The 20,792-nt window shown below is 70.1% G+C and carries 17 protein-coding genes and 1 pseudogene; 12 read left to right on the forward strand and 6 right to left on the reverse strand.

The genetic code is table 11. The features are described from left to right. Positions 1-208: 208 nt before the first annotated feature. A complete protein-coding gene (locus ACTOQ1_RS16755; protein WP_440068101.1) occupies positions 209-1,129 on the forward strand; it encodes a hypothetical protein in 921 nt (306 codons plus the stop codon). 69 nt (positions 1,130-1,198) lie between these two features. Here the strand turns inward: ACTOQ1_RS16755 and ACTOQ1_RS16760 are convergent, their stop codons facing one another. The 5 genes from ACTOQ1_RS16760 to ACTOQ1_RS16780 form a co-directional block, all read right to left on the reverse strand. Continuing rightward, positions 1,199-2,125 carry an NAD-dependent epimerase/dehydratase family protein gene (locus tag ACTOQ1_RS16760; protein ID WP_440068103.1) on the reverse strand — a complete coding sequence of 309 codons (927 nt, stop codon included), beginning with the start codon at positions 2,123-2,125 and terminating at the stop codon, positions 1,199-1,201. Between the two features lie 97 nt (positions 2,126-2,222). Continuing rightward, positions 2,223-3,269: a 2-oxoacid:ferredoxin oxidoreductase subunit beta gene (locus ACTOQ1_RS16765; RefSeq protein WP_440068105.1), complete on the reverse strand. Its 1,047-nt coding sequence runs from the start codon at positions 3,267-3,269 to the stop codon at positions 2,223-2,225. A 16-nt stretch (positions 3,270-3,285) separates the two neighbouring features. Further along, entirely contained in the window at positions 3,286-5,139 is a 1,854-nt protein-coding gene (locus tag ACTOQ1_RS16770; protein WP_440068107.1) for a 2-oxoacid:acceptor oxidoreductase subunit alpha, read from the reverse strand. Between the two features lie 214 nt (positions 5,140-5,353). After that, the gene (locus ACTOQ1_RS16775) at positions 5,354-5,443 is read right to left on the reverse strand and encodes a putative leader peptide (RefSeq protein ID WP_362698292.1); all 90 of its coding nucleotides are present in this window, start codon (positions 5,441-5,443) and stop codon (positions 5,354-5,356) included. A 69-nt stretch (positions 5,444-5,512) separates the two neighbouring features. Further along, a complete protein-coding gene (locus tag ACTOQ1_RS16780) occupies positions 5,513-6,958 on the reverse strand; it encodes a polysaccharide deacetylase family protein (RefSeq protein ID WP_440068109.1) in 1,446 nt (481 codons plus the stop codon). Between the two features lie 297 nt (positions 6,959-7,255). Between ACTOQ1_RS16780 and ACTOQ1_RS16785 the strand changes: the two genes are divergently transcribed. From ACTOQ1_RS16785 to ACTOQ1_RS16805, 5 genes are all read left to right on the forward strand, one after another. Next, entirely contained in the window at positions 7,256-7,627 is a 372-nt protein-coding gene (locus ACTOQ1_RS16785) for an NADH-quinone oxidoreductase subunit A (RefSeq protein WP_362698286.1), read from the forward strand. Between the two features lie 97 nt (positions 7,628-7,724). Further along, the gene (locus tag ACTOQ1_RS16790) at positions 7,725-8,222 is read left to right on the forward strand and encodes an NADH-quinone oxidoreductase subunit B (RefSeq protein WP_184537730.1); all 498 of its coding nucleotides are present in this window, start codon (positions 7,725-7,727) and stop codon (positions 8,220-8,222) included. 115 nt (positions 8,223-8,337) lie between these two features. Continuing rightward, a complete protein-coding gene (locus ACTOQ1_RS16795) occupies positions 8,338-8,871 on the forward strand; it encodes an NADH-quinone oxidoreductase subunit C (RefSeq protein ID WP_440068112.1) in 534 nt (177 codons plus the stop codon). 120 nt (positions 8,872-8,991) lie between these two features. Next, positions 8,992-9,945 (forward strand): NADH-quinone oxidoreductase subunit NuoH, encoded by a 954-nt coding sequence (gene nuoH, locus ACTOQ1_RS16800; RefSeq protein WP_440068146.1) that lies wholly within the window; start codon positions 8,992-8,994, stop codon positions 9,943-9,945. A 126-nt stretch (positions 9,946-10,071) separates the two neighbouring features. Beyond that, positions 10,072-11,010: a hypothetical protein gene (locus ACTOQ1_RS16805; RefSeq protein ID WP_440068113.1), complete on the forward strand. Its 939-nt coding sequence runs from the start codon at positions 10,072-10,074 to the stop codon at positions 11,008-11,010. 9 nt (positions 11,011-11,019) lie between these two features. Here ACTOQ1_RS16805 and ACTOQ1_RS16810 read toward each other — a convergent pair whose 3' ends face one another. Further along, positions 11,020-12,468, reverse strand: a complete 1,449-nt coding sequence (locus ACTOQ1_RS16810; RefSeq protein WP_440068115.1) for a protein kinase domain-containing protein — start codon at positions 12,466-12,468, stop codon at positions 11,020-11,022. A 360-nt stretch (positions 12,469-12,828) separates the two neighbouring features. On the opposite strand from ACTOQ1_RS16810, the gene ACTOQ1_RS16815 reads away from it, so the two are divergent. From ACTOQ1_RS16815 to ACTOQ1_RS16840, 6 genes and pseudogenes are all read left to right on the forward strand, one after another. Continuing rightward, a complete protein-coding gene (locus ACTOQ1_RS16815; protein WP_440068147.1) occupies positions 12,829-13,782 on the forward strand; it encodes a 4Fe-4S binding protein in 954 nt (317 codons plus the stop codon). Then, complete coding sequence (locus ACTOQ1_RS16820; RefSeq protein ID WP_440068117.1) at positions 13,779-14,315, forward strand: NADH-quinone oxidoreductase subunit J family protein; 537 nt, start codon at positions 13,779-13,781, stop codon at positions 14,313-14,315. Before ACTOQ1_RS16815 ends, ACTOQ1_RS16820 begins: the two co-directional genes overlap by 4 nt. 1 nt (position 14,316) lies before the next feature. Then, positions 14,317-14,598, forward strand: a pseudogene (gene nuoK / locus ACTOQ1_RS16825) (NADH-quinone oxidoreductase subunit NuoK); the annotation flags it as partial. Between the two features lie 209 nt (positions 14,599-14,807). Beyond that, complete coding sequence (locus tag ACTOQ1_RS16830) at positions 14,808-16,856, forward strand: NADH-quinone oxidoreductase subunit 5 family protein (RefSeq protein WP_440068119.1); 2,049 nt, start codon at positions 14,808-14,810, stop codon at positions 16,854-16,856. Between the two features lie 300 nt (positions 16,857-17,156). Further along, complete coding sequence (locus tag ACTOQ1_RS16835; protein WP_440068121.1) at positions 17,157-18,971, forward strand: complex I subunit 4 family protein; 1,815 nt, start codon at positions 17,157-17,159, stop codon at positions 18,969-18,971. Then, positions 18,968-20,746: an NADH-quinone oxidoreductase subunit N gene (locus tag ACTOQ1_RS16840; RefSeq protein ID WP_440068123.1), complete on the forward strand. Its 1,779-nt coding sequence runs from the start codon at positions 18,968-18,970 to the stop codon at positions 20,744-20,746. The genes ACTOQ1_RS16835 and ACTOQ1_RS16840 overlap by 4 nt, the downstream gene beginning before the upstream one ends. Positions 20,747-20,792: the final 46 nt, after the last annotated feature.

The following is a 20,792-nucleotide window of genomic DNA, read 5'->3' on the forward strand; positions in this document are numbered from 1 at the left end:
GCCCCATGGGCCCCCGCATCTCGTGTGTGCGCAAAATGATGTGCCCCCGCATGTCAGATGTGCGCAAGTGACAGATGTGATGGCGATGCTAGGGTAGAAAGATTGGGAAAAATTGAAAAATGTGATCTATATCACACTAGATTTGCCCTGCAGTCTTATGTCCGAAATGTGTACCTGAAAATGTCCCTTATCGAGGACGGAGAGTGATTTGGCGTATTACCCTGCTGAATTCGCTCTGGATTCGCTGCCGGAGCGGAAGGTTCATCGGGCGGCGCTGCTCATCGAGACGGAGGACGAGCGGCTCGTCGCACTCGACGCCGACCGGCACGAGTTCGTCCGCCTGCCGGAGCCGCCGGCCGGAACGATCATCCGCTCCCTGTCCCACGACGGCGCCCATCTGCTGCTGGCGAAACGTTCGGGGAGCGGCGTGGGCGTGCGGGTCCTCGGCGGCGGCGAACCACGATGGTTCGACAGCCCCGACCCCGACTACGAGCACGATCGGCACGCGATGTCCTCGCCCGACGGCACGACCATCGCCGTGCTCGGCGACGACGACGGGGACGAACCGGGTAACGCGGTGGTGAGCCTGCTCGATCCCGCCTCTGGAGCGCGCCGCCGCCTCTGGTCGGCGGTCGGGGCGGCCAGCTGGGAGTGCGGGCTGTGCTGGTCACCGGACGGGCGGCTGCTCGCCGTGACGTACATGATCTGGGACGACGAACGCGACGACGACGCGTTGTCGACCGTGGTCCTCGACCCCGCCACCGGGCAGGTCCTGGCCTCCTACCCGATCACCACGATCGCCTCCGCCACATACGCCACCTGGGCGAATGACCACGAACTCCTTTACCGGCACGAGTACGGCGAGGTGAACCGCCGTCTTGTCGCGGGCCCGCGCGCCGGGACGGTGCGGACCACGCCCGAACTCACCGGGCGGCTCTGGGGGGTCATCGGCGGACGCCACCTTCAGGAGGTCGCCGACTATGAGGAGCCGACAGCGCTGCGCAGCACGTTCTACACCACGAACCTCGACGGTGCCGACCGCCGCCCGCTCCTCGCCTACCGTCCCAGGGCGAACGCCGGCCGGGTCCACCTCGCTCCCGGCGCGTTTCCCGATCTCGTGACCTCCTGAATCCGGCCGGTGCCGAAGTACGGCCACTCGATCGGAGGATGCGAGGCGGTTCGGCCCGGCCGGGACCGCTCAGCCGTTCTCGCGGGCGAACCAGTCGACGGTCCGGCGCAGCCCCTCCTCCAGCCCGACGGTGGGCCGCCAGCCGAGGATCCCGGTGGCGGCGGTCAGGTCGGCGATCCTGGCGCTGTCCAGCGCCCTGTCGGCGAGCACGCCGTAGCGGGGACGGGCCCGGCCGCCGACGATCTCGGAGAGCAGATCCGCGGTGTCGCGGATGGAGGTGCCCGTTCCCGTGCCGATGTCGAAGGCGCGGCCCGCCGCCTGCGGGGTCTCTGCCGCCGTGAGGAAGGCGTCCACCACGTCGTCGACGTACACCCAGTCGAGGTGGCGCGTTCCGCTGCCGAGCTCGGGTGTCCGCCCGCGCAGCAGTGACAGCGCCACGTAGGGGACCAGCTTGCGGGTGTCCTGGCGGCCGGGCCCGTAGACCATGCCGATCCGCAGGTTGCTGACCTGGACGCCCCACAGGTGGTGGAACATCCGCGCGTAGCCGTCGGCGGCCCACTTGGACGCCGCGTACGGCGAGGAGGGCGCCCTGTCGCCCTCCTCGGGCCGGAGCTCCTCCAGGGAGCCCGCCAGCACCACCCTGGTCTCGGGGACCCCGGCGACCGCCGTCAGCAGGTTGACCACGCCGGTGAGGTTGCTGTGCAGCATCGGCAGCACGAGCCGTGGATCCCTCGCCCCGGCGACCTCGCTGGCCAGGTGGAACACGACGGCCGGGCGGGTCGAGCCGACGAGCCACTCGACCGTGCCCGCGTCGGCGACGTCCGCGACGTGCCATGTCTCGCCGTCCGAGCTCTCCCTGGACCGGCGGCTGACCGCGTGCACCCGCGCGCCGAGCGCGCTCAGCCGCCGCACCAGGTGGGCCCCGATGAAGCCACCGGCCCCCGTCACCAGTACGGGTCTCGCCCGCCAGTGGTCTTCCGCTACCGGATCGGCCATGTGCTTTCTCCTGCTTCGGGGGGATTTGCGGCAGATAAGCGGTAAGGCCCGCTCCGAAGAGCGGGCCTTACCGTGTGACGTTGTGCGTTCGTTCCGATCAGCCGATGCGCCAGGTGTCCCCGCCGAGCAGCAGGTCGTTCAGGTCGCCGGGCCCCCGCTCGCCGACGGCCTCCTGGAGTTGCTCGGCCATGAGCTCGTCGTAGGAGGGGCGGTCGACGTTGCGGAAGACGCCGATCGGGACGTGCTCGAAGGAGGGCTCGTCCAGCCGGGAGAGCGCGAAGGCCAGCGACGGGTCGGCGCGGTGGGCGTCGTGCACGAGGATCTCGTCCTCGCTCACCGCCGACCTCGGGACGACCTCGATGCCGCCGTCGGCCGCCCTGCGCACCGCCTTGGACGCCGAGGCGATGGGCTGCCCGTGCTCCAGGCGCAGCGTGATGTCGTCACGCTGCTCGGGGTCCTTCAGCGGCTCGAAGGCGTTGTCGTTGAAGATGTTGCAGTTCTGGTAGATCTCGACCAGGGAGGTGCCCCGGTGCTCGGCGGCCTCGCGCAGCACCGACTGCAGGTGCTTGCGGTCGGAGTCGATGGTCCTGGCCACGAAGGAGGCCTCGGCCCCGATGGCCAGCGAGATCGGGTTGAACGGCTTGTCCAGCGAGCCCATCGGGGTCGACTTCGTGATCTTGCCGATCTCGGAGGTCGGGGAGTACTGGCCCTTGGTCAGGCCGTAGATCCTGTTGTTGAACAGCAGGATGTTCAGGTTGACGTTGCGGCGCAGCGCGTGGATCAGGTGGTTGCCGCCGATGGACAGCGCGTCGCCGTCACCGGTGATCACCCAGACCGACAGGTCGGGACGCGAGGCGGCGAGGCCGGTCGCGATCGCCGGGGCGCGGCCGTGGATCGAGTGGAACCCGTAGGTGTCCATGTAGTACGGGAACCGGGAGGAGCAGCCGATGCCCGAGACGAACACCATGTTCTCGCGCTTGAGCCCGAGCTCCGGCACGAACGACTGGACCGCGGCCAGGATGGCGTAGTCACCGCACCCGGGGCACCAGCGGACCTCCTGGTCGGACTTGAAGTCCTTCATCCCGAGCTTGACCTCGGACTTCGGGACCAGCGAAAGCGCCCCGCCCCTTCCGGGGACGGACACCGCCGGCAACTCGGCACTACTCACTGTCGATCACGTCCTGAATCACGCCGGCGAGTTCCTCGGCCTTGAACGGAAGCCCGCGCACTCGGTTGTAGCTGATGATGTCGACCAGGAAGCGGGCGCGGAGCAGCAGCGCGAGCTGGCCGAGGTTGATCTCCGGCAGGAGGACCTTGTCGTACGAGCGCAGGACCTCGCCGGTGTTGACGGGCAGCGGGTTGACGTGCCGCAGGTGGGCCTGGGCGACCTTGCCCCCGGACCTCCTGATGCGCCGCACGGCCGCCGCGATCGGCCCGTACGTGGACCCCCAGCCGAGCACCAGCACGCGGGCGTCGCCGTCGGGATCGTCCACGGCCAGCGGCGGGATGTCGTTCGCGATCCCGTCGATCTTGGCCTGCCGGACCCGGACCATCCGGTCGTGGTTGCCGGGGTCGTAGGAGATGTTGCCGGTGTTCTCGGCCTTCTCGATGCCGCCGATCCGGTGCTCCAGGCCCGCGGTGCCGGGGATCGCCCAGGGGCGGGCGAGGGTCTCGGGGTCGCGCTTGAACGGCAGGAAGGTCGTGCCGTCCTCGCCGTTCGGCCCCGAGGCGAATTCGGTGGAGATGTCGGGCAGGTCGGCGGCGTCGGGCAGCTTCCACGGCTCGGAGCCGTTGGCGAGGTAGCCGTCGGAGAGCAACATGACCGGGGTGCGGTACTTCACCGCGATCCTGACCGCCTCCACCGCCGCGTCGAAGCAGTCGGAGGGGGTCGAGGGCGCCACGATCGGCAGCGGCGACTCGCCGTTGCGGCCGAACATGGCCATCAGCAGGTCGGTCTGCTCGGTCTTGGTGGGCATGCCGGTGCTGGGACCCGCGCGCTGCACGTCGACCACGATGAGCGGCAGCTCGGTGGTCACCGCGAGGCCGACGGTCTCGGCCTTCAGCGCGACACCCGGCCCGGAGGTCGTCGTGACGCCCAGCGCCCCGCCGAAGGCGGCGCCGAGCGCCGCCCCGACGCCCGCGATCTCGTCCTCGGCCTGGAAGGTGCGGATGCCGAACCGCTTGTGCCTGGACAGCTCGTGCAGGATGTCGCTGGCCGGGGTGATCGGGTACGAGCCGAGGAACAGCGGCAGCCTCGACTGCACCGAGGCGGCGATCAGGCCGTAGGCGAGCGCCTGGTTGCCGGAGATGTTGCGGTACACCCCGGGGGCCAGCTTGGCCGGCTTGATCTCGTACGAGACCGAGAAGGACTCGGTGGTCTCGCCGTAGTTCCAGCCCGCCTGGAAGGCCGCGATGTTGGCCTTGGCGATGTCGGGCTTCTTGGCGAACTTGGTCTCGAGGAACTGGATCGTCGCCTCGGTGGGCCGGTGGTAGAGCCAGCTCAGCAGCCCGAGGGCGAACATGTTCTTCGAGCGCTCGGCGTCCTTCTTGGACAGCGCGAAGCCTTCGAGGGCCTTGACCGTCAGCGAGGTCAGCGGCACCGCGTGGACCCGCCACTCGGCGAGCGAGTCGTCGTCGAGGGGGCTGCCGTCGTAGCCGACCTTCTGCAGGTTGCGCTTGGTGAACTCGTCGGTGTTGACGATGAGGTCGGCACCGCGCGGCAGGTCGGAGAGGTTGGCCTTCAGCGCGGCGGGGTTCATCGCGACCAGGACGTTGGGAGCGTCGCCCGGCGTGAGGATGTCGTGGTCGGCGAAGTGCAGCTGGAAGCTCGACACGCCCGGCAGGGTGCCTGCGGGGGCGCGGATCTCCGCCGGGAAGTTGGGGAGCGTCGACAGGTCGTTGCCGAACTCCGCGGTTCCGGCGGTGAAGCGGTCACCGGTCAGCTGCATGCCGTCGCCGGAGTCGCCGGCGAACCGGATGATCACGCGGTCGAGTTGCTGAACCTGCTTGGTCACAGCTCAGTCCTCCTCGACGCGACAGGGCGCCGTTGCTCGTGGCACATTCTTTTTTCCATGCTAGATCCTCGGGGTCACGCGTAGTCTTTTCGCGTTCCACTCGGCGAAGGAAAGTGACCTTTGTCGCATATCCTTGACGGCCGCTGAGTCGAAACTGAGTCGAAGCTGGGCGCGGACATCGCGCGTCGCGGCCGTCGTACGGCCTACGGGGAAGTCACGATCGCAGACGGTCGGCCCGACACAGCCCGGCCGCGAGTCGACACAGGTCAACGTGCAGGCGGCCGAAGAGGACAGTTGGGATCACGATGCCCAACTATATGTCCCGTCGCGAAGGCGCTCTCATCGCCTCCGGCTATGGCCCCATAGCCTCAGGCTATGACAGGGATTGCCTTTCCAGCACGTTGGACACGGTTCCGGAGTCGTAGGTCCGGCCAGGCTCCATCGCGCGCGTGCCGTACAGCTCCGGAACAGTGACAAAGGTATAACCCTTTGCGGTGAGCTCGCGCAAGATCGCGGGGGCCGCGTCGACGGTGGCGTGGTGGAAGTCGCGCATGAGGACGATCGCCCCGGGCTTGACCCGGGCGATGGTCCGGCGGGCGATCGCGCGGGGGTCGGAGTCGTGCCCGTCCTCGGCGTCGACGCTCCAGCGCACCACGGACATGCCCAGCCGGCGCGAGACGGAGGTCACCTGCTCGTCGGTCACGCCGTACGGCGGGCGCATCAGCGTGGGCACCTGGCCGATCGCCTGGACGATCGCGTGCTGCGCGCGGGTGAGCTGGTCGGCGAGCACGGCGGGGGGCAGCGCGCTGAGGTCGCGGTGGGACCAGGTGTGGTTGGCCACCAGGTGTCCCTCGTCACGCATCCGCCGCAGCAACTCGGGACGTGCGGAGGCGTTGGAACCGAGGGCGAAGAAGGTCGCCCTCGCCCGGTACGCGCCGAGGATGTCGAGCAGCCGCCCGGTCTCGGGGCCCGGTCCGTCCTCGTAGGTCAGCGCCACACACCTGGCCTTCGCGCAGTCCACGGTGCCCGCCATGGAACTGCGCGCCGCGGGCCTGTCCATGCTCGCCGCGAGCATGTCCTTCTGCGAGGTGAGGGTCGCGGTCCTCACGGAGGCCCGCTGCGCCCGCAGCCCCGTCGCCGACAGCAGCGGCGTCGCGGTCGCGGACGGCACGGCGACCGCCACCCGGCCGGCGACGCCCAGCCCCACCTGCTTGTCGTCGAACTCCACGACGAGGTCGCCGCGCGGGTTGAAACCGATGGAGTCGAACATCGAGGGTTCCGGTCTGAGCGCGTTGGGGTTCACCAGCGGTCCCCGCAGCGCCAGCTCGCTCCTGACGATCCCGGCCAGCGTGGTCAGCGCCGCGACGTCCCTGAGCAGGCCGGGGGAGTCCAGGGCGCGCCGGCTCGCCCGGTCGTACCAGACGGTGGTCCGCGACTCGCTCCAGCCGGAGCCCGTGGACCGGCCGATGCGCAGCCGCACCCCCAGGACCTCGGGGGACGCGGCGGCGAGCTGCCAGTCCACGTTGAACTCGGGATTGGGCAGGGCGTTGGCGGGGACGTCGTGCCAGGTGAACCGGTTGAGACTCCTGGTCACCGTCTTGAGGAGCTTCTCGGTGAGCCGGGGGGCGTCGGCGATGGCCGGGTAGGTGGCGTGCACGCGCCGGCCCTTGGTCTCTCCCGCGTTCAGGCTTCTCGTGCTCAGGCCCTGGACCATGGAGGGGTCGACGTAATTGATCAGCGTTGGCTCCGAGGGGATCGGGGAATCCCCGTGGGGGGAGGCGGTGGCCACACCGCAACCGGCCAGCATCGCGGCCGTCAACGCGATTCCTCCGCCGAATCGCAGTTTAAACATAAACTAACGCTATAGGGGGTTATGAGGTGTTTACCCCGCCTTGATGTTAAGTGGACAGAGGCTTTAGCGTTTCGCGCCCGCCGGTTTCCCCGCGTGACGGGAAGCGCGGATACTGCTATAGGTAGGGCGGAGAGCCCCGTACGGCAGGTCCCGGAGCGTTGTGCGGCGTCCCGAGCGTTGTGGAGTTCCGGAAGGTCGCGCGGCGTCCCGAGCGTTGTGCGGCGTCCCGGAGCGTTCGGGCGGCGGCCCCGAGGAGGAGAGGCCATGAGCGGATATTTCGGCTCTTATGTGGTGGTCCTCGCGTTGTTCGCGATCGGCCTGCTCATCGTCGCCGGGGCACTGCTCGTCAACCGGGGACTCCGGCCGAGTCGCCCCACCCCGGAGAAACTGCTCACCTACGAGTGTGGCGTCGACCCGGTCGGCGACGGCTGGGCCCAGTCCCAGATCCGCTACTACGTGTTCACCTACCTGTACGTGGTCTTCGCGGTGGACGCGGTCTTCCTGTTCCCCTGGGCGACGGTCTTCGCCGCGCCGGGCTTCGGGACGACCACCCTGGTCGAGATGTTCGTCTTCCTCGGCTTCATCGCGCTCGGCATCCTCTACGCCTGGCGCAAGCGCGCGCTCACCTGGACCTGAGAGCTCGAAAGCCCGGCCTGGGAGCTCGACAGGCCGGACCTGGGGGCTCCAAGGGCCGGGCGAGCGCGAGCACCGACTCTGAAGGAGAATGCGTGCCATGGCGGATCTCCCGATGCCCACCGTGGGGCCAGTCTCGCGTCTGGCCCCCAAACCCATGCGCTTCATCCTGAACTGGGGGCGCCGTTACTCGCTGTGGGCGTTCAACTTCGGTCTGGCCTGCTGCGCGATCGAGTTCATCGCGACCTCGATGAGCAGGCACGACTTCATAAGGTTCGGGGTCATCCCGTTCGCCAACGGTCCCCGGCAGGCGGATCTGATGATCGTCTCAGGCACGGTGACCGACAAGATGGCGCCCGCGGTCAAGCGGCTCTACGAGCAGATGCCCGACCCGAAGTACGTGATCTCCTTCGGCGCCTGTTCCAACTCCGGCGGCCCGTACTGGGACTCCTACTGCGTGACCAAGGGCGTCGACCAGATCATCCCGGTCGACGTCTACGTCCCCGGCTGCCCCCCTCGCCCCGAGGCGCTGCTCCACGGCATCATGATGCTCCAGGAGAAGATCGCCGCGGAGAACCTGGGTGACCGCTATGCCTGACCTGCCCGAATCCGCGTCCGGTTCCACGCCCGAGCCCGGCCCCGGGAACGGTTCCACGCCCGAACCCCAGCCCGGTCCTGGGAACGGTTCCGTATCCGGTTCCGCGCCTGGTTCCGTGCCCGGTTTCGCGTACGGCGAGGGCACCCGGGTGTCGGAGTCCTTCGGCCAGACCACGGTCGACGTGGATCCCGGCGGCTGGGTCGGCCTGCTGGAGTCCGCCAGGGCCGGGGGCTACGAGTTCTTCGACTGGCTGACCGCGGTGGACGAGCCGCCGGAGGCGTTCGCGGTCGTCGCCCACCTCTTCGCCCCCGTCTCGCACGCCCACCTGCTGCTGCGCACCCGGGTCCCGCGCGCCGACCCCCGGCTGCCCAGCGCGGTCGGCGTCTTCCGCGGAGCCGACTGGCACGAGCGCGAGACCTTCGAGATGTTCGGCGTCGTCTTCGAGGGCCACCCGAACCTGGTGCCGCTGCTGCTCCCCGAGGGCTTCGAGGGCTTCCCGCTGCGCAAGGACTTCGTGCTCGCCGCCCGGGTCGCCAAGGCCTGGCCGGGGGCCAAGGAGCCCGGAGAGTCCGGCCACGGCTCGCCGAGCCGCCGCAAGACGCTCCCGCCGGGGGTGCCCGCCGACTGGGGGCACGAACGTGGCACCTGAGACTCCCCGGCGGCCGTCTCGCCGCGATGCCGGCGACGTTCGCGACGCCCGCGACGCCTGTGATGCCCGCGATATCGGTTATGGCCGGGGGTTTCCCCCGAAGGACCGGAGGTGCCCGTGATCGCCGAGGTGCTCGACGTCGCGGTACGGCTTGTCGTGATCGTCGCGATCTTCCTGGTGCTGCCGCTGGTCGCCGGGCAGATGGAGCACAAGGTCATGGCGCACATGCAGTCGCGCCTCGGTCCCATGTACGCCGGGGGCTTCCACGGCTGGGCCCAGTTGATCGCCGACGGGGTCAAGTTCATGCAGAAGGAGCAGGTGATCCCGACCGCCGCCGACCGCCGGGTCTTCAGCCTGGCCCCCGGCGTGGCGCTGGTCCCCTACCTCCTGGTGATGGTCGTCATCCCGGTCGGACCCGGGCTGGTCGGGGTCGACCTGGACGCCGGACTGTTCTTCGTCCTCGCCGTGATGGGGGTCGGCGTGCTCGGCTCGATCATGGCCGGGTGGTCCTCGGGCAACAAGTACTCCGTCCTGGGCGGGATGCGCTCGGCCGCCCAGCTCATGTCGTACGAGCTGCCGCTGGTCCTCGCGGCCTCCAGCGTCGCGATGGCGGCGGGCACGCTCTCCCTGCCGGGCATCGTGGAGGCCTGGCAGTGGTGGTGGCTGCCCTGGCAGGCGATCGGCGGCGTGGTCTTCTTCGTCGCCGGGCTCGCCGAACTCCGCCGCCCGCCGTTCGACATGCCGATCGCCGACTCCGAGATCATCATGGGTCCGATGACCGAGTACACCGGCATGAGATTCGCCCTGTTCATGCTGGCCGAGTACGCCGGGATCATCGTGATCTCCGCGCTCACCAGCGTGCTCTTCCTCGGTGGCTGGCACGGCCCGTTCCTGCCGGGGCCGGTGTGGATGCTCCTCAAGGTCTTCCTGCTGGTCTTCGTGATCATCTGGATCCGGGTGAGCTATCCCCGCCTGCGCGAGGACCAGTTGCAGCGGCTCGCCTGGGTCGGCCTGGTACCGCTGGCCCTGGTCCAGCTGGCGCTGACGGGAATCGTCAGGGTCGCCGTGGGATGATCCCCTCCTTTCCGGCCGTTCCGCGTACCGTTCGGGCCGTCGTACCGAACGATCTGACGTTCGAAGTGCCCACGCAGGGCAGGGAGTAAATACACTCTGTGACACCACCTGCCAAGGACGGAACGCATGACCCTCGCGCTTGCCGTGGAAAAGGATGAACTGGTCGTCGATGTGCCGGAACATCCGGCGGTGCGGCTGCCGCTCGCCGGGGAGGGCCGGGCGAGCACGCTGCTGATCTTCGGTTATCCCGGCAGGGGCAGGACGAGATACGGCCTGGCGGTGCTCGACGAGTCCGGCCTGGTCATGCTGGAGGCTCCGGGGTCCCGGTCGAAGAGGGCGGTGAAGGCGTTCGCCGCTGACAACGGGCTGGAGTTCGAGTTCCGGGCGTTCGACACGCCGCAGCGGGCCAGGGTCGCCCTCGCCCGGAGGTCGCCGAGGTGGTGCGCGGTGACCTGGCGGCGGGCGCCCGCGCCCCTGCCGCGCCTGCGCGTGCCCGGCGCGAGAAGCCTCAGGCCGCCTCTGAGCTCGCCGAAGGTGTGGTGGCGCGAGCAGCTGCTGTACGTGCTCATGTGGGCGGTGCTCGCCTACGGGGCGGTCTTCGTGGCGCTCGTGCTCCTCAACCTGACCGAGACCCGCGCCGACGTCACCCGGGGGATGGGCCCGCTCGGGATCGCCGCCCTGGTGCTGGCCGCGCTGACGGTCGCCGGGGCCGTCGTCGTGGTCGGGGTCGGCCGCCGCAGGTCCCGCAACCAGACCGCCGAGGGACGCGTGCTCAGGCGCGAGGGCCAGCCGCACTGCCGTCTGGTGGTCGTGCACGGCCGCCTGCTGCTGGAGACCGCGCGCAGGACCCGCGAGCTGGACGCGTCCGAGCTGCTGCTGTACTCGGCGGAGTCCGGGGTGACCGGCCTGATGGTGGGCGGGGAGCTGTTCCACCTGCCGGGACAGTGGGACGCCGAGGACGTCGAGCGCTTCGCCACAGGGAACGGCCTGGAGCTCGAGGTTCGCGCGCTGACCCGCGACGAGTACCTGGAGCTGACGGCGCGGGCGAAGGACGCGGTTCCTTAGACCGGTCCCCTACTGCACGATTCGCAGCATGATGTCGGCGGCCGTGGGCCGGTTGCCCGGCTGCTTGTCCAGGCAGGCGGCGGCCAGCGGGCGCAGTGACCGGGGCAGGGCCGCCAGGTCCGGCTGGTGGTTGATCACCCGGTTCAGGATCGCGGGGATGGTGTCCTCCCCGAAGGCGACCTTCCCCGAGGCGGCGAAGATCATGGTCGCGGCCCAGCTGAACACGTCGGTCTCCGGGCCGATCGCCCCGCCGGAGAGTTGCTCGGGGGACATGTAGGCGGGGGTGCCCATGATGTTGCCCGATGTCGCGGTGACCTGGTCGAGGGCTCGGGCGATGCCGAAGTCGATCACGCGGGGGCCGTCGGCGCCGATCAGCACGTTGGCCGGTTTGAAATCCCGGTGTACCACGCCGGCCCGGTGGATCGCGGCCAGCGCGCCCGCCGTGGCCAGGGCCAGCCTGGTCAGGCCGTCCCCGTCGCGCGGACCCTTGTCGCGGACCAGCTGCTCCAGGGAGTCGCCCTCCACGTACTCGCTGACGACGTACGCCTGGTCCTCGTTGATGTTCACGTCGAGCACCCGTGCCGTGGAGAACGTCGCCACCCTGCGGGTCGCCTCGACCTCACGCAGGAACCGCTCCCTGACCACCTGGTCACCGTTGAAGTGCTCGTGCAGCACCTTGATCGCGACCTTCTGCCCCTGCGGGTTGAGCGCGAGGTGAACCGTTCCCTGGCCGCCCTTGCCCAGGCTGCCGATCAACCGGTACGGCCCGAGCCAGCCCTGCGGAGCCGGGGCGTTCTGGCTCTGCGAGGTGTAGGCGGGCCGGCCCTGCGCGAAGGGGGCGTGGGGACCCTGTGAAGTGTGGGTGGGCTGGCCCTGCGCGAAGCGGCCCTGGGTGTGCTGGGGCGCGTACTGCGGTGGCCGGTCGTCATGGCGGGGCTGTGGCGGCCGCTGGTACCCGCCGTGGTACGGAGGCTCCTGGTGGTGTGGCTGCGGCCGTTGCGCGGCCGGGTGCACGACCGAGGCCGCGGTGGGACCCGTCTGGTACGACGGCACCCGGGGCGGGCCCTGCGCGTGGCCGTACCCCTGAGGCGGTCCCGGATGGAATTCCCGGGACGGCCACCGCGGGAAAACCGATCCCCTGAGGATCAGCGCGTGGCCCAGCCCGCCGATCCAGCTGCCCAACAGGCCGATCGTCCCGATGGTGTCCAGCACGACCGGGATGTCGTCGGAACTTCCGTAGATCGCCGCGGCGACCATGAAGATGCCGATGCCGAACCCGTAGAAGACGGCGGCGATGGCCAGCAACGGGCTCCGCAGCCGGCGCGCGGCGTGGCCGATCACGAACGGTGTCCCGACGCCGCAGGTCAGCAGGGGTACCAGCGCCCACACGACGCTCCACGCCGTGTTGGATCGCGCCGGTGGTTGCGACTGCCAAGCCGGCCCGTACTGGTGGGACATGTGGCGAACAATACGATTTTTTCAGAAGGTCTGCAGTCGCTTCGGTGGTGAGCCTGTGGTTGGGGAGCGGTTATCGAACACACAGTCTGTGGATAACTTCTGTGGATAACCCGGTTCCACGGCTGATACCTCTCACCGCGACGGTCTCCGGGGCCCACGCATTCCCGAGCGCCCCGCTGTGCGCCATGATGTTGAGTTGTGGCACGGATACCAGGAGTGGGACTGGCGAAGGGACTTTCCATCACCCTTCGCCACATGCTGAACAGGTCGGTGACCCAGCAGTATCCCGAAGTCCGGCCGGAGCTGCCCCCGAGGAGCAGGGGGGTGATCGCGCTGGTCGAGGAGAACTGCACGGTGTGCATGCTCTGTGCCCGCGAGTGCCCCGACTGGTGCATCTACATCGACTCCCACAAGGAGACCCTCCCCGCCCCGGAAGGCGGCCGTCCCCGGGCCCGCAACATGCTCGACCGCTTCGCGATCGACTTCTCCCTGTGCATGTACTGCGGGATCTGCATCGAGGTCTGCCCCTTCGACGCGCTGTTCTGGTCTCCGGAGTTCGAGTACGCCGAAGGCGACATCCGTAACCTTCTTCATGAGAAGGACAAGCTGGCCGCCTGGGCCCAGACCGTACCGCCGCCTCCGGCCCACGAGCCCAACGCCGATCCGCCCAAGGAATTGGCGGCCACCTCCCGGCCGGTCCGTCCTCGCCCGGCTCCCTCCGAGCCCGCTCCCGCTCCCGCCGCCGGAACCAGGACCGGCCCCACCGCCGGTCCTGGTCCCGCAGCCGGTTCCGGACCTACCACCGGTTCTGGTTCCGCGGCCGGTCCTGGTCCCGCGGCCTCCGCGCCCGGCGCGTCTGCTTCACCGTCCGGAGCTCCGGCCTCCCCGGCCTCCCCGGCCGATTCCCGCTCCGAGCCGGGTCTCCAACCGGGCATTGAGGCGTCCGCGCCCGGTTCCGGCACCTCCGTGCCCGAGGCCCCGTCCTCGCCGTCCGGGCCTTCGCCGTCCGGGCCTTCACCGTCCGGTTCCCCGTCCTCGCCATCCGCCTCACCCGCTCCCGGCACCCCTGACGCGCCGCCCGTGCGGCGCGGTCCATCCCCGGGCAGGTCGTCCAGACCGGGCACCTCGGCGGGGCACGCGAGCGTCCGGGCCATCCGGCCACCGGGTGCCCTTCCGAAGAAGAACGATCCGTCCACAGGTGGGCCATCCGTCGAGAAGTTATCCACAGGCGGGGGTGAAGCACCTCCGGCGGCGGCCAAACCGGAGCAGACTCCTTCCACGGATCCGAGTGGAGAGCCCGAGGAGGAGAGGTGACCGAGGTGCCGTCCTACCTGTCGCCGACCGGGCAGGAGATCGTCTTCCTTCTGCTGGGCGCGGTGGCCGTCGGGTCGGCGCTGCTCGTCGTGACCACCAGGCAGCTCGTCCACGCGGCCCTGTGGCTGGTCGTCTGCTTCGGCGCACTGGCCGGGTGCTATCTGGTGCTCACCGCCGAGTTCGTCGCCTGGGTCCAGGTGCTGATCTACGTCGGTGCGATCGTGGTCCTGCTCCTGTTCGGCATCATGCTCACTCGCGCCCCGATCGGCAGGAGCGCCGACCTCGACAGTCCGAACCGTCCGACCGCGGCGATCGTGGCGATCGCCACCGCGGCCGTGCTGGTCACCGTCGTCGTCGACGGCTTCCGCATGGCCTACGTCCCGCTTGAACCCGGTGGTGGATCGGCCGGCGAGCTCGGTTCCAGCATCTTCCGTAACTGGGTGCTCCCGTTCGAGGCGCTCTCGGTCCTGTTGCTGGCGGCTCTGATCGGCGCCATCGTCCTGTCCCGCACGGACATCCGCGGGAGGGACTGACGTGCACGTCGTCTATCCCGCGGTCGTCTCGGCGCTGCTGTTCTCCATCGGCGTGTACGGGGTGCTCGCCCGCCGCAACACGATCCTCGTGCTGATGTCCGTCGAGCTCATGCTCAACGCCGTCAACCTCAATCTGGTCGCCTTCGACGTGTGGTTGCGCGACCGGCTGCACGGCGGGCAGGTCCTCACGCTGTTCGTCATCGTGATCGCCGCCGCCGAGGTCGGCCTCGGTCTCGCGATCATCCTCGCGCTCTACCGCAACCGCCAGACCGTCGACCTCGACCGCCTCCGCTCCCTGTCCGACCCCACGGACACCGACCTCGCCGACGCCGGTCCCGACGACACCGGCTCGGACTCCTCGCTCGTGGAGCAGCCTCAGGCCGGGTCCCGGAGCCGGTCCCAGACGCAGACACACCCGCAGACCGGGACCGATACGCGGCGGTCCCGGTCCGGGGCCGGATCCGAGGCGGACACCGGGCCGGGTGACGTGCCATGATCACTGTCGCCTCGCTCGTGATCCTGCTGCCCTTCCTCGCGGCGGTCACCGGCCTTCTCGGCTCCCGTTTCCCCCGGCGTCCCCACAGCGTGACGCCCCCGGAGACCGGCGAAGGCGGCACCCTCGGGGCCGACGCCCCCAAGGCCGACGCTCCCAGGAGTGACGCCTTCAAGGTCAACACCGACACCGCCGCCAACCACCGGGCCGCCTGGATCGCCGTGGTGCCCACCGCCGTCTCCGCGGCCCTGGCGATCTGGCTGGCCTACGCCACCTGGGCCGCCACCGGCGGGGGCGGAGCCGAGCCGTCCGCCCCGGTCGGGCCGGGAGGCCAGGGGGCGATCGACGGTGTCACCGCGGCGTTCACCGTCATCGAGACGGGTTCGGTGCCGATCTCGGTCGGGCTGATGGTCGACGGCCTCGCCGCGTCGATCGCCGTGCTGGTCGCCGTGGTCGCGCTGGCGGTGCAGATCTACTCCGTCGGTTACATGCGCGGTGACCGGCGCTACCCGTCCTACAGCTCCTTCATCAGCCTGTTCACCAGCGCCATGCTGCTGGTCGTCTACGCGGCGGACCTCATGGTCCTCTACGTGGGTTGGGAGATCATGGGCCTGTGCTCCTACCTGCTGGTCGGGCACTGGTGGGAAGACAGGGCCAACTCGCGAGCGGCGATCAAGGCGTTCCTCGTCACCCGGATCGGCGACGTCGGATTCCTGTTCGGCATCTTCGTCCTCGGGACGGCGGCGGGAAGCTTCAGGATCGCCGACGTCATCGCCGAAGTCCCCGAGATGTCCTCCGGCACGCTCATCGCCGCGACCATGCTGCTGCTGGCCGGGGTGGCGGGGAAGAGCGCCCAGGTGCCGTTGCACGTCTGGCTTCCCGACGCGATGGCCGGACCGACACCGATCAGCGCCCTCATCCACGCGGCCACCATGGTCGCCGCGGGCATCTTCGTCGTCGCCCGGCTCTACCCGGCCTTCCTCGGCGCCCGCCCCACCCTGGACGTCCTCGCGGTCCTGGCCGCCATCGGCATGCTCGGCGCGGCCCTCGCCGCCCTGGCCCAGGACGACCTCAAACGCGTTCTCGCCTACTCCACGATCAGCCAGCTCGCCTACATGGCCGGCGCCCTGGCCGCCGGGTCCCGGAGCGCCGCGATCTTTCACCTGATCACCCACGGCGCCTTCAAGGCGCTCCTCTTCCTCTGCGCCGGAGCGGTGATCCACGCGGTCGGCTCCAACCTGATGAGCACGATGGGGGGCCTCAGGAGGGGGCTTCCCGTCACCTTCGCCGCGATGACGATCGGCTTCGCCGCGCTCATGGGCCTGCCTCCGGCCAGCGGCTTCTTCAGCAAGGACGAGGTGCTGGTGGCCATCGAGCGCTCCCTGTCCTCAGGGCCGCTGACAAGCGCCGCCGCCCTGCTGCTCTACGGCTGCGCCCTCGCCACGGTCGCGGTGACCGGCGCCTACGCCACCCGCGCGTGGCTGCGAACCTTCTTCGGGCAGCGTGCCCCCCAGTCCCAGTCCCAGAGCCAGCCCCAGCCCGCGTCCGGTGCGCCGCACGCCGTCCACACCGCCGCTCACACCGCCGTTCACGAGGCTCCGGCCACCATGCGCTGGCCCATTCTCGTCCTGGCCGTTCCGGCCCTTCTCCTCGGCTTCGCCCGTGTCGGCGACGTTCACTGGGACGCCGCCGCCCTCAGCCTCGCGGTGGCGCTGCTGGGGGCGGGAGCGGTCTACGCCGTGTGGCGCTCCGACCCCCTGGCCGACCCGGCTCGCCTGCTCGGCCCCTTCCGGGCCCCCTGCGAGCAGGCCTTCCACATCGACTCCGTCTACACCGGTCTGTTCGTCCGACCCGTGCTGCTCCTGGCGAGTCTTGTCGTCCGCGCCGACGGTCGCGTGGTGGACGGTGCCGTGCGCGGCTCGGGCCGGGCGACCCTGGGCCTGGCCGGGCTGGTCCGCCTGGTGCAGAACGGCAACGCCCAGCTCTACATCACCGGCCTGCTGGCCGGAGTCCTCCTGATCGCGGCCGGGGCGGTGATCTTTAGATGATCTCTCTGCTGTTCTGGGGCGTCGTGGCCCTCGTCGTGCTGCTCCTCATCCGTCTGGCGGTGACGCGCCGTTGACCTCCTCTCCGCGACCGAGCACACGACCGGGCTCGACACCCGACTCGAACCCGACACCCGACTCGAACCCGGCACCGGATCCGAACCCGGACCCGGACCCGGACCTGACACTGGACCCGATATCGAACCCGGACCCGACATCGAACACGAAGCCGGACTCAGGACCGGACACCGGGGCGAACTCGGAGCCGAACTTGGTGCCGAACTTCGGTGAGGTGGCCACGCCATGAGCTGGATGCTGATCGTGCTCCTCGGTGTGCCACTCGCCGGAGCCGCCGCGCTGCTCGCACCGTTCGGGTCGGACGTCGCGGCCAGGGGGCGGTTGCTCAGGGTGCACGGCCTGGTCGTCTCCGGCCTCACGTTCGCGCTGTCGGTGGTGCTGGTCGCCGCGTTCGACTACGGCGACGCCGCTCGGGTGCAGTTCGCGACCGACCTGGCCTGGATCCCCGGCCTCGACCTCAGATTCCACCTCGGCGTGGACGGGATCTCGCTGCCGCTGGTCGTGCTGACCACGCTGCTGACCTTCCTCTGCTTCGTCTACCTGTGCCGGGGGCGCGCCGACGGCCCCGGGCAGCTGCTCGGTCCCCGGCCCGGTGGCAACCGGCCACGGGCGCTGGTGTTCACGCTGCTCGTCCTCGAAGTGGGCATGATCGGCACCTTTCTCGCGCTCGACCTGTTGCTGTTCTTCGTGTTCTTCGAGGTCGTCCTCATCCCGATGTACTTCGTGATCGCCATCTGGGGCGGGCGCGCCCGCCGGGCGGCGGCGATCAAGTTCATCCTCTACACCCTGCTCGGCTCGGTGGTCCTCCTGCTGGGCCTGTTGCTCATCTGGTCGCAGACCGGCACCCTGGACATGATCGCCCTCGCGCGGGCACGGGGAACGGGCATGTCCCCCGCGGTGCAGACCATCGCCTTCCTGGCCGTCGGCATCGGCTTCGCGGTCAAGACCCCGATGTGGCCGCTGCACACCTGGCTGCCCGACGCCCACACCGAGGCGCCGACCGTCGGCTCGGTGCTCCTGGCGGGCGTGCTGCTCAAGATGGGCACGTACGGCTTCGCCCGCGTCGCGATCCCGATCCTGCCCGATGGCGCCGCCGCGATGGCCCCGTGGCTCGGGGCTTTCGCGGTGATCGGCATCGTCTACGGCTCGCTGGCCTGTCTCGCCCAGCGTGACCTCAAGAGGATGATCGCCTACTCCTCGGTCGGCCACATGGGTTTCGTGCTCCTGGGCTTCGCCACGCTCACTCCGGCCGGAGTCAACGGTGCCCTGTTCGGCAACATCGCCCACGGTCTCATCACCGCCCTGCTGTTCTTCGTCGCCGGAGCGATCAAGGAGCGCTACGGCACCTCCGACATGCCGGCCCTCGGCGGTGGCATGCTGACGCGCCTTCCCCGCCTCGCCTCCCTGCTCACCTTCGCCTGCGTCGCCTCGCTCGGGCTGCCGGGACTGGCGGGCTTCTGGGGCGAGATGCTGGCCCTCCTCGGTGCCTTCGAACCGGCCGCGGGTCTGTCGCGCCCCCTCTACCTGGTCTTCATGGCCCTCGGAGGTCTCGGTACCGTGCTGACCGCCGCCTACTTCCTGCTCATGCTCTCCCGCGTCACCCACGGCCGGGGCACCGAGACCGTCCATGTCCCGGTCCTCGCCGCGGCCGCCGCGGGCGGCCTGCCCTCCACGGGACCGACCGGGGAGGAGGGCGATCACGACGGTGGTGCCCCCGCCGGCGAGGCGGGGGAGAAGGAGGGCCCCCTCATGGCAACCGTCGGCGGGGGCGGCGCTCCCCCTCCGGCGACCCCGGCGACCCCGGCGACCCCGGCGACTGCGGCGGCTCTGGGGACTTCGGGGGGTTCGCGGGCGGGGGCGACTTCGCGAGTCGCTTCGGGGGCGACGGGCACGGGCAGATCGCGCATGTCCGACGTCTCGGGCCACGAGCTGGCCGCCTGGGTGCCGTTGATCGCGCTGATCCTGCTGTTCGGGCTCTGGCCCAAGGCGCTTCTCCTCCTCACCGATCCGGTGGTCCGGACCCTGGTGGGCGCGCCGTGATCCAGTCGATCGACTACTACGCGGTCGCGCCGCCCCTGATCCTCGCCCTTATCGCAGGGCTCGTGCTGCTCCTGGACGCCTTCCTGCCCCGCGGGCCGTACGTCCGGACGGCACTCGGCGCGGTCACGCTGTCCGGGGTGGTCGCCGCCCTGGCAGTGGTGATCTCCCAGGCCGTACGCGCCGGAGAGCCGCTGAGAACCTTCTGCGTGCCAGAGGGGCTGCTCGGCTCCCCCCGCGCGGTGATCGGCGCCATCGCCCCCTCGGTCACCGAGCCGGCGGCGCCCACGGCCGCCGTGGCACCGTGCTCGTTCGTGGTCGACGACTTCACGCTGGTCTTCGCCGGGCTCGCGCTGTTCGCCGGGATCGTCGTGGTGCTGCTGTCGGCGGCCGAACTCTCCTCCGGGGACATCCCCGTCGGAGAGTGGTACTTCCTGCTGCTCTGCACGCTGGCGGGTGCCGTCGCCCTGCCCGCCTCCCGTGACCTGATCATGCTGGTGGTCGCGCTGGAGCTCGTCTCGCTGCCGGTGTTCGCGCTCACCGCGCTCAAGCGTTACGACGGCCGGAGCTCCGAGGCGGCGGTCAAGCTCTTCCTGGTCTCCGTGGTCTCCACGGCGGTGATGCTCTTCGGGGTCTCCCTGCTGTACGGAACGACCGGAACCGTCTACCTCGACCGCATCGCCCACGTGCTGCGACAGGACGTCCCCGCGGCCACCGGCCTCGGGCCCGGCCAGGGAGACATCGGCGGCGGCGCCTACGAGTCCTCGCTGCAGATCGCCTACGATCTGCCCGCCGTGGTCACCGTGGCCGTGGTCCTGGTCCTCGCCGGGTTCGCCTTCAAGATCGCGGCGGTGCCGTTCCACGCGTGGGCGGGTGACGTCTACCAGGGCGCGCCCATCCCCGTCGCGGCGCTTCTCTCCGTCATCTCCAAGGCGGCGGGGTTCGCGGGGCTGATCCTCATCCTGGTCGTCGCCCTGGGCGGCCAGGGGGCCACCTGGGTCCCGCTGGTCGCGATTCTCGCCGCGCTGACCATGACCGTCGGCAACCTCCTGGCCACGCGCCAGCGCCACGCCGTGCGGTTGCTCGCCTGGTCGTCCGTCGCCCAGTCGGGCTACATCCTCGCTCCCCTCGGCATCAGGAACGACGCGGCGATGAACGCCTCGGTCGCCTACCTGATCTTCTACGCGGCGATGAACCTCGGGGCGTTCGCCGTGGTCACGCTGGTGTCGAGGAGGTCGGGCAGCGGGGAACTGGACGACTACCGGGGCCTGGCGTCCCGGAGCCCCGCGGCCGGGCTGGCGCTGGCCTTCTTCCTGATCTGCCTGGCGGGCCTGCCCCCGGGGCTGGCCGGACTCTTCGCCAAGATCGTGGTGTTCCGGGAGCTCCTCGGCGGAGGCGGTGGCTGGCTGGCGGCCGTGATGGCGGTCAACACCGTCGTGGGTCTCTACTACTACGTCGCCTGGGTCGTGCGGATCTTCACTCCGGTCCCGGTACCCGAGAGCCCCGCGATCGGGAGCGCCATGGCGGGCAGCGCCGTGATCGGGGACGCCGTGACGAGGAGCGCTGTGATCGGGGGTGCCGTGCCGGGCGGCGCCGTGACAGGAAGCGCCATGACGGGCGGCGTCGTGCCGGTCGGCGCGGAGACGGGTGGTCGCGGCACCGGATGGATACCCGCGAGTGTGGCGGTCGCGGTGGCCGGGATCGTCGCGATCGCGTTCTCGGCCGCCCCCCAGCTGGTCCTCGACCTCGTCCCCGCGGCGCTCATCGCCGCGGGCTGAACCATCCGGGAACGTTCGACCTGGCCGGAGACGTTGTCACAGGTGA

It is taken from the genome of Streptosporangium sp. OZ121 (genome assembly GCF_051918885.1).
GTDB lineage: Bacteria > Actinomycetota > Actinomycetes > Streptosporangiales > Streptosporangiaceae > Streptosporangium.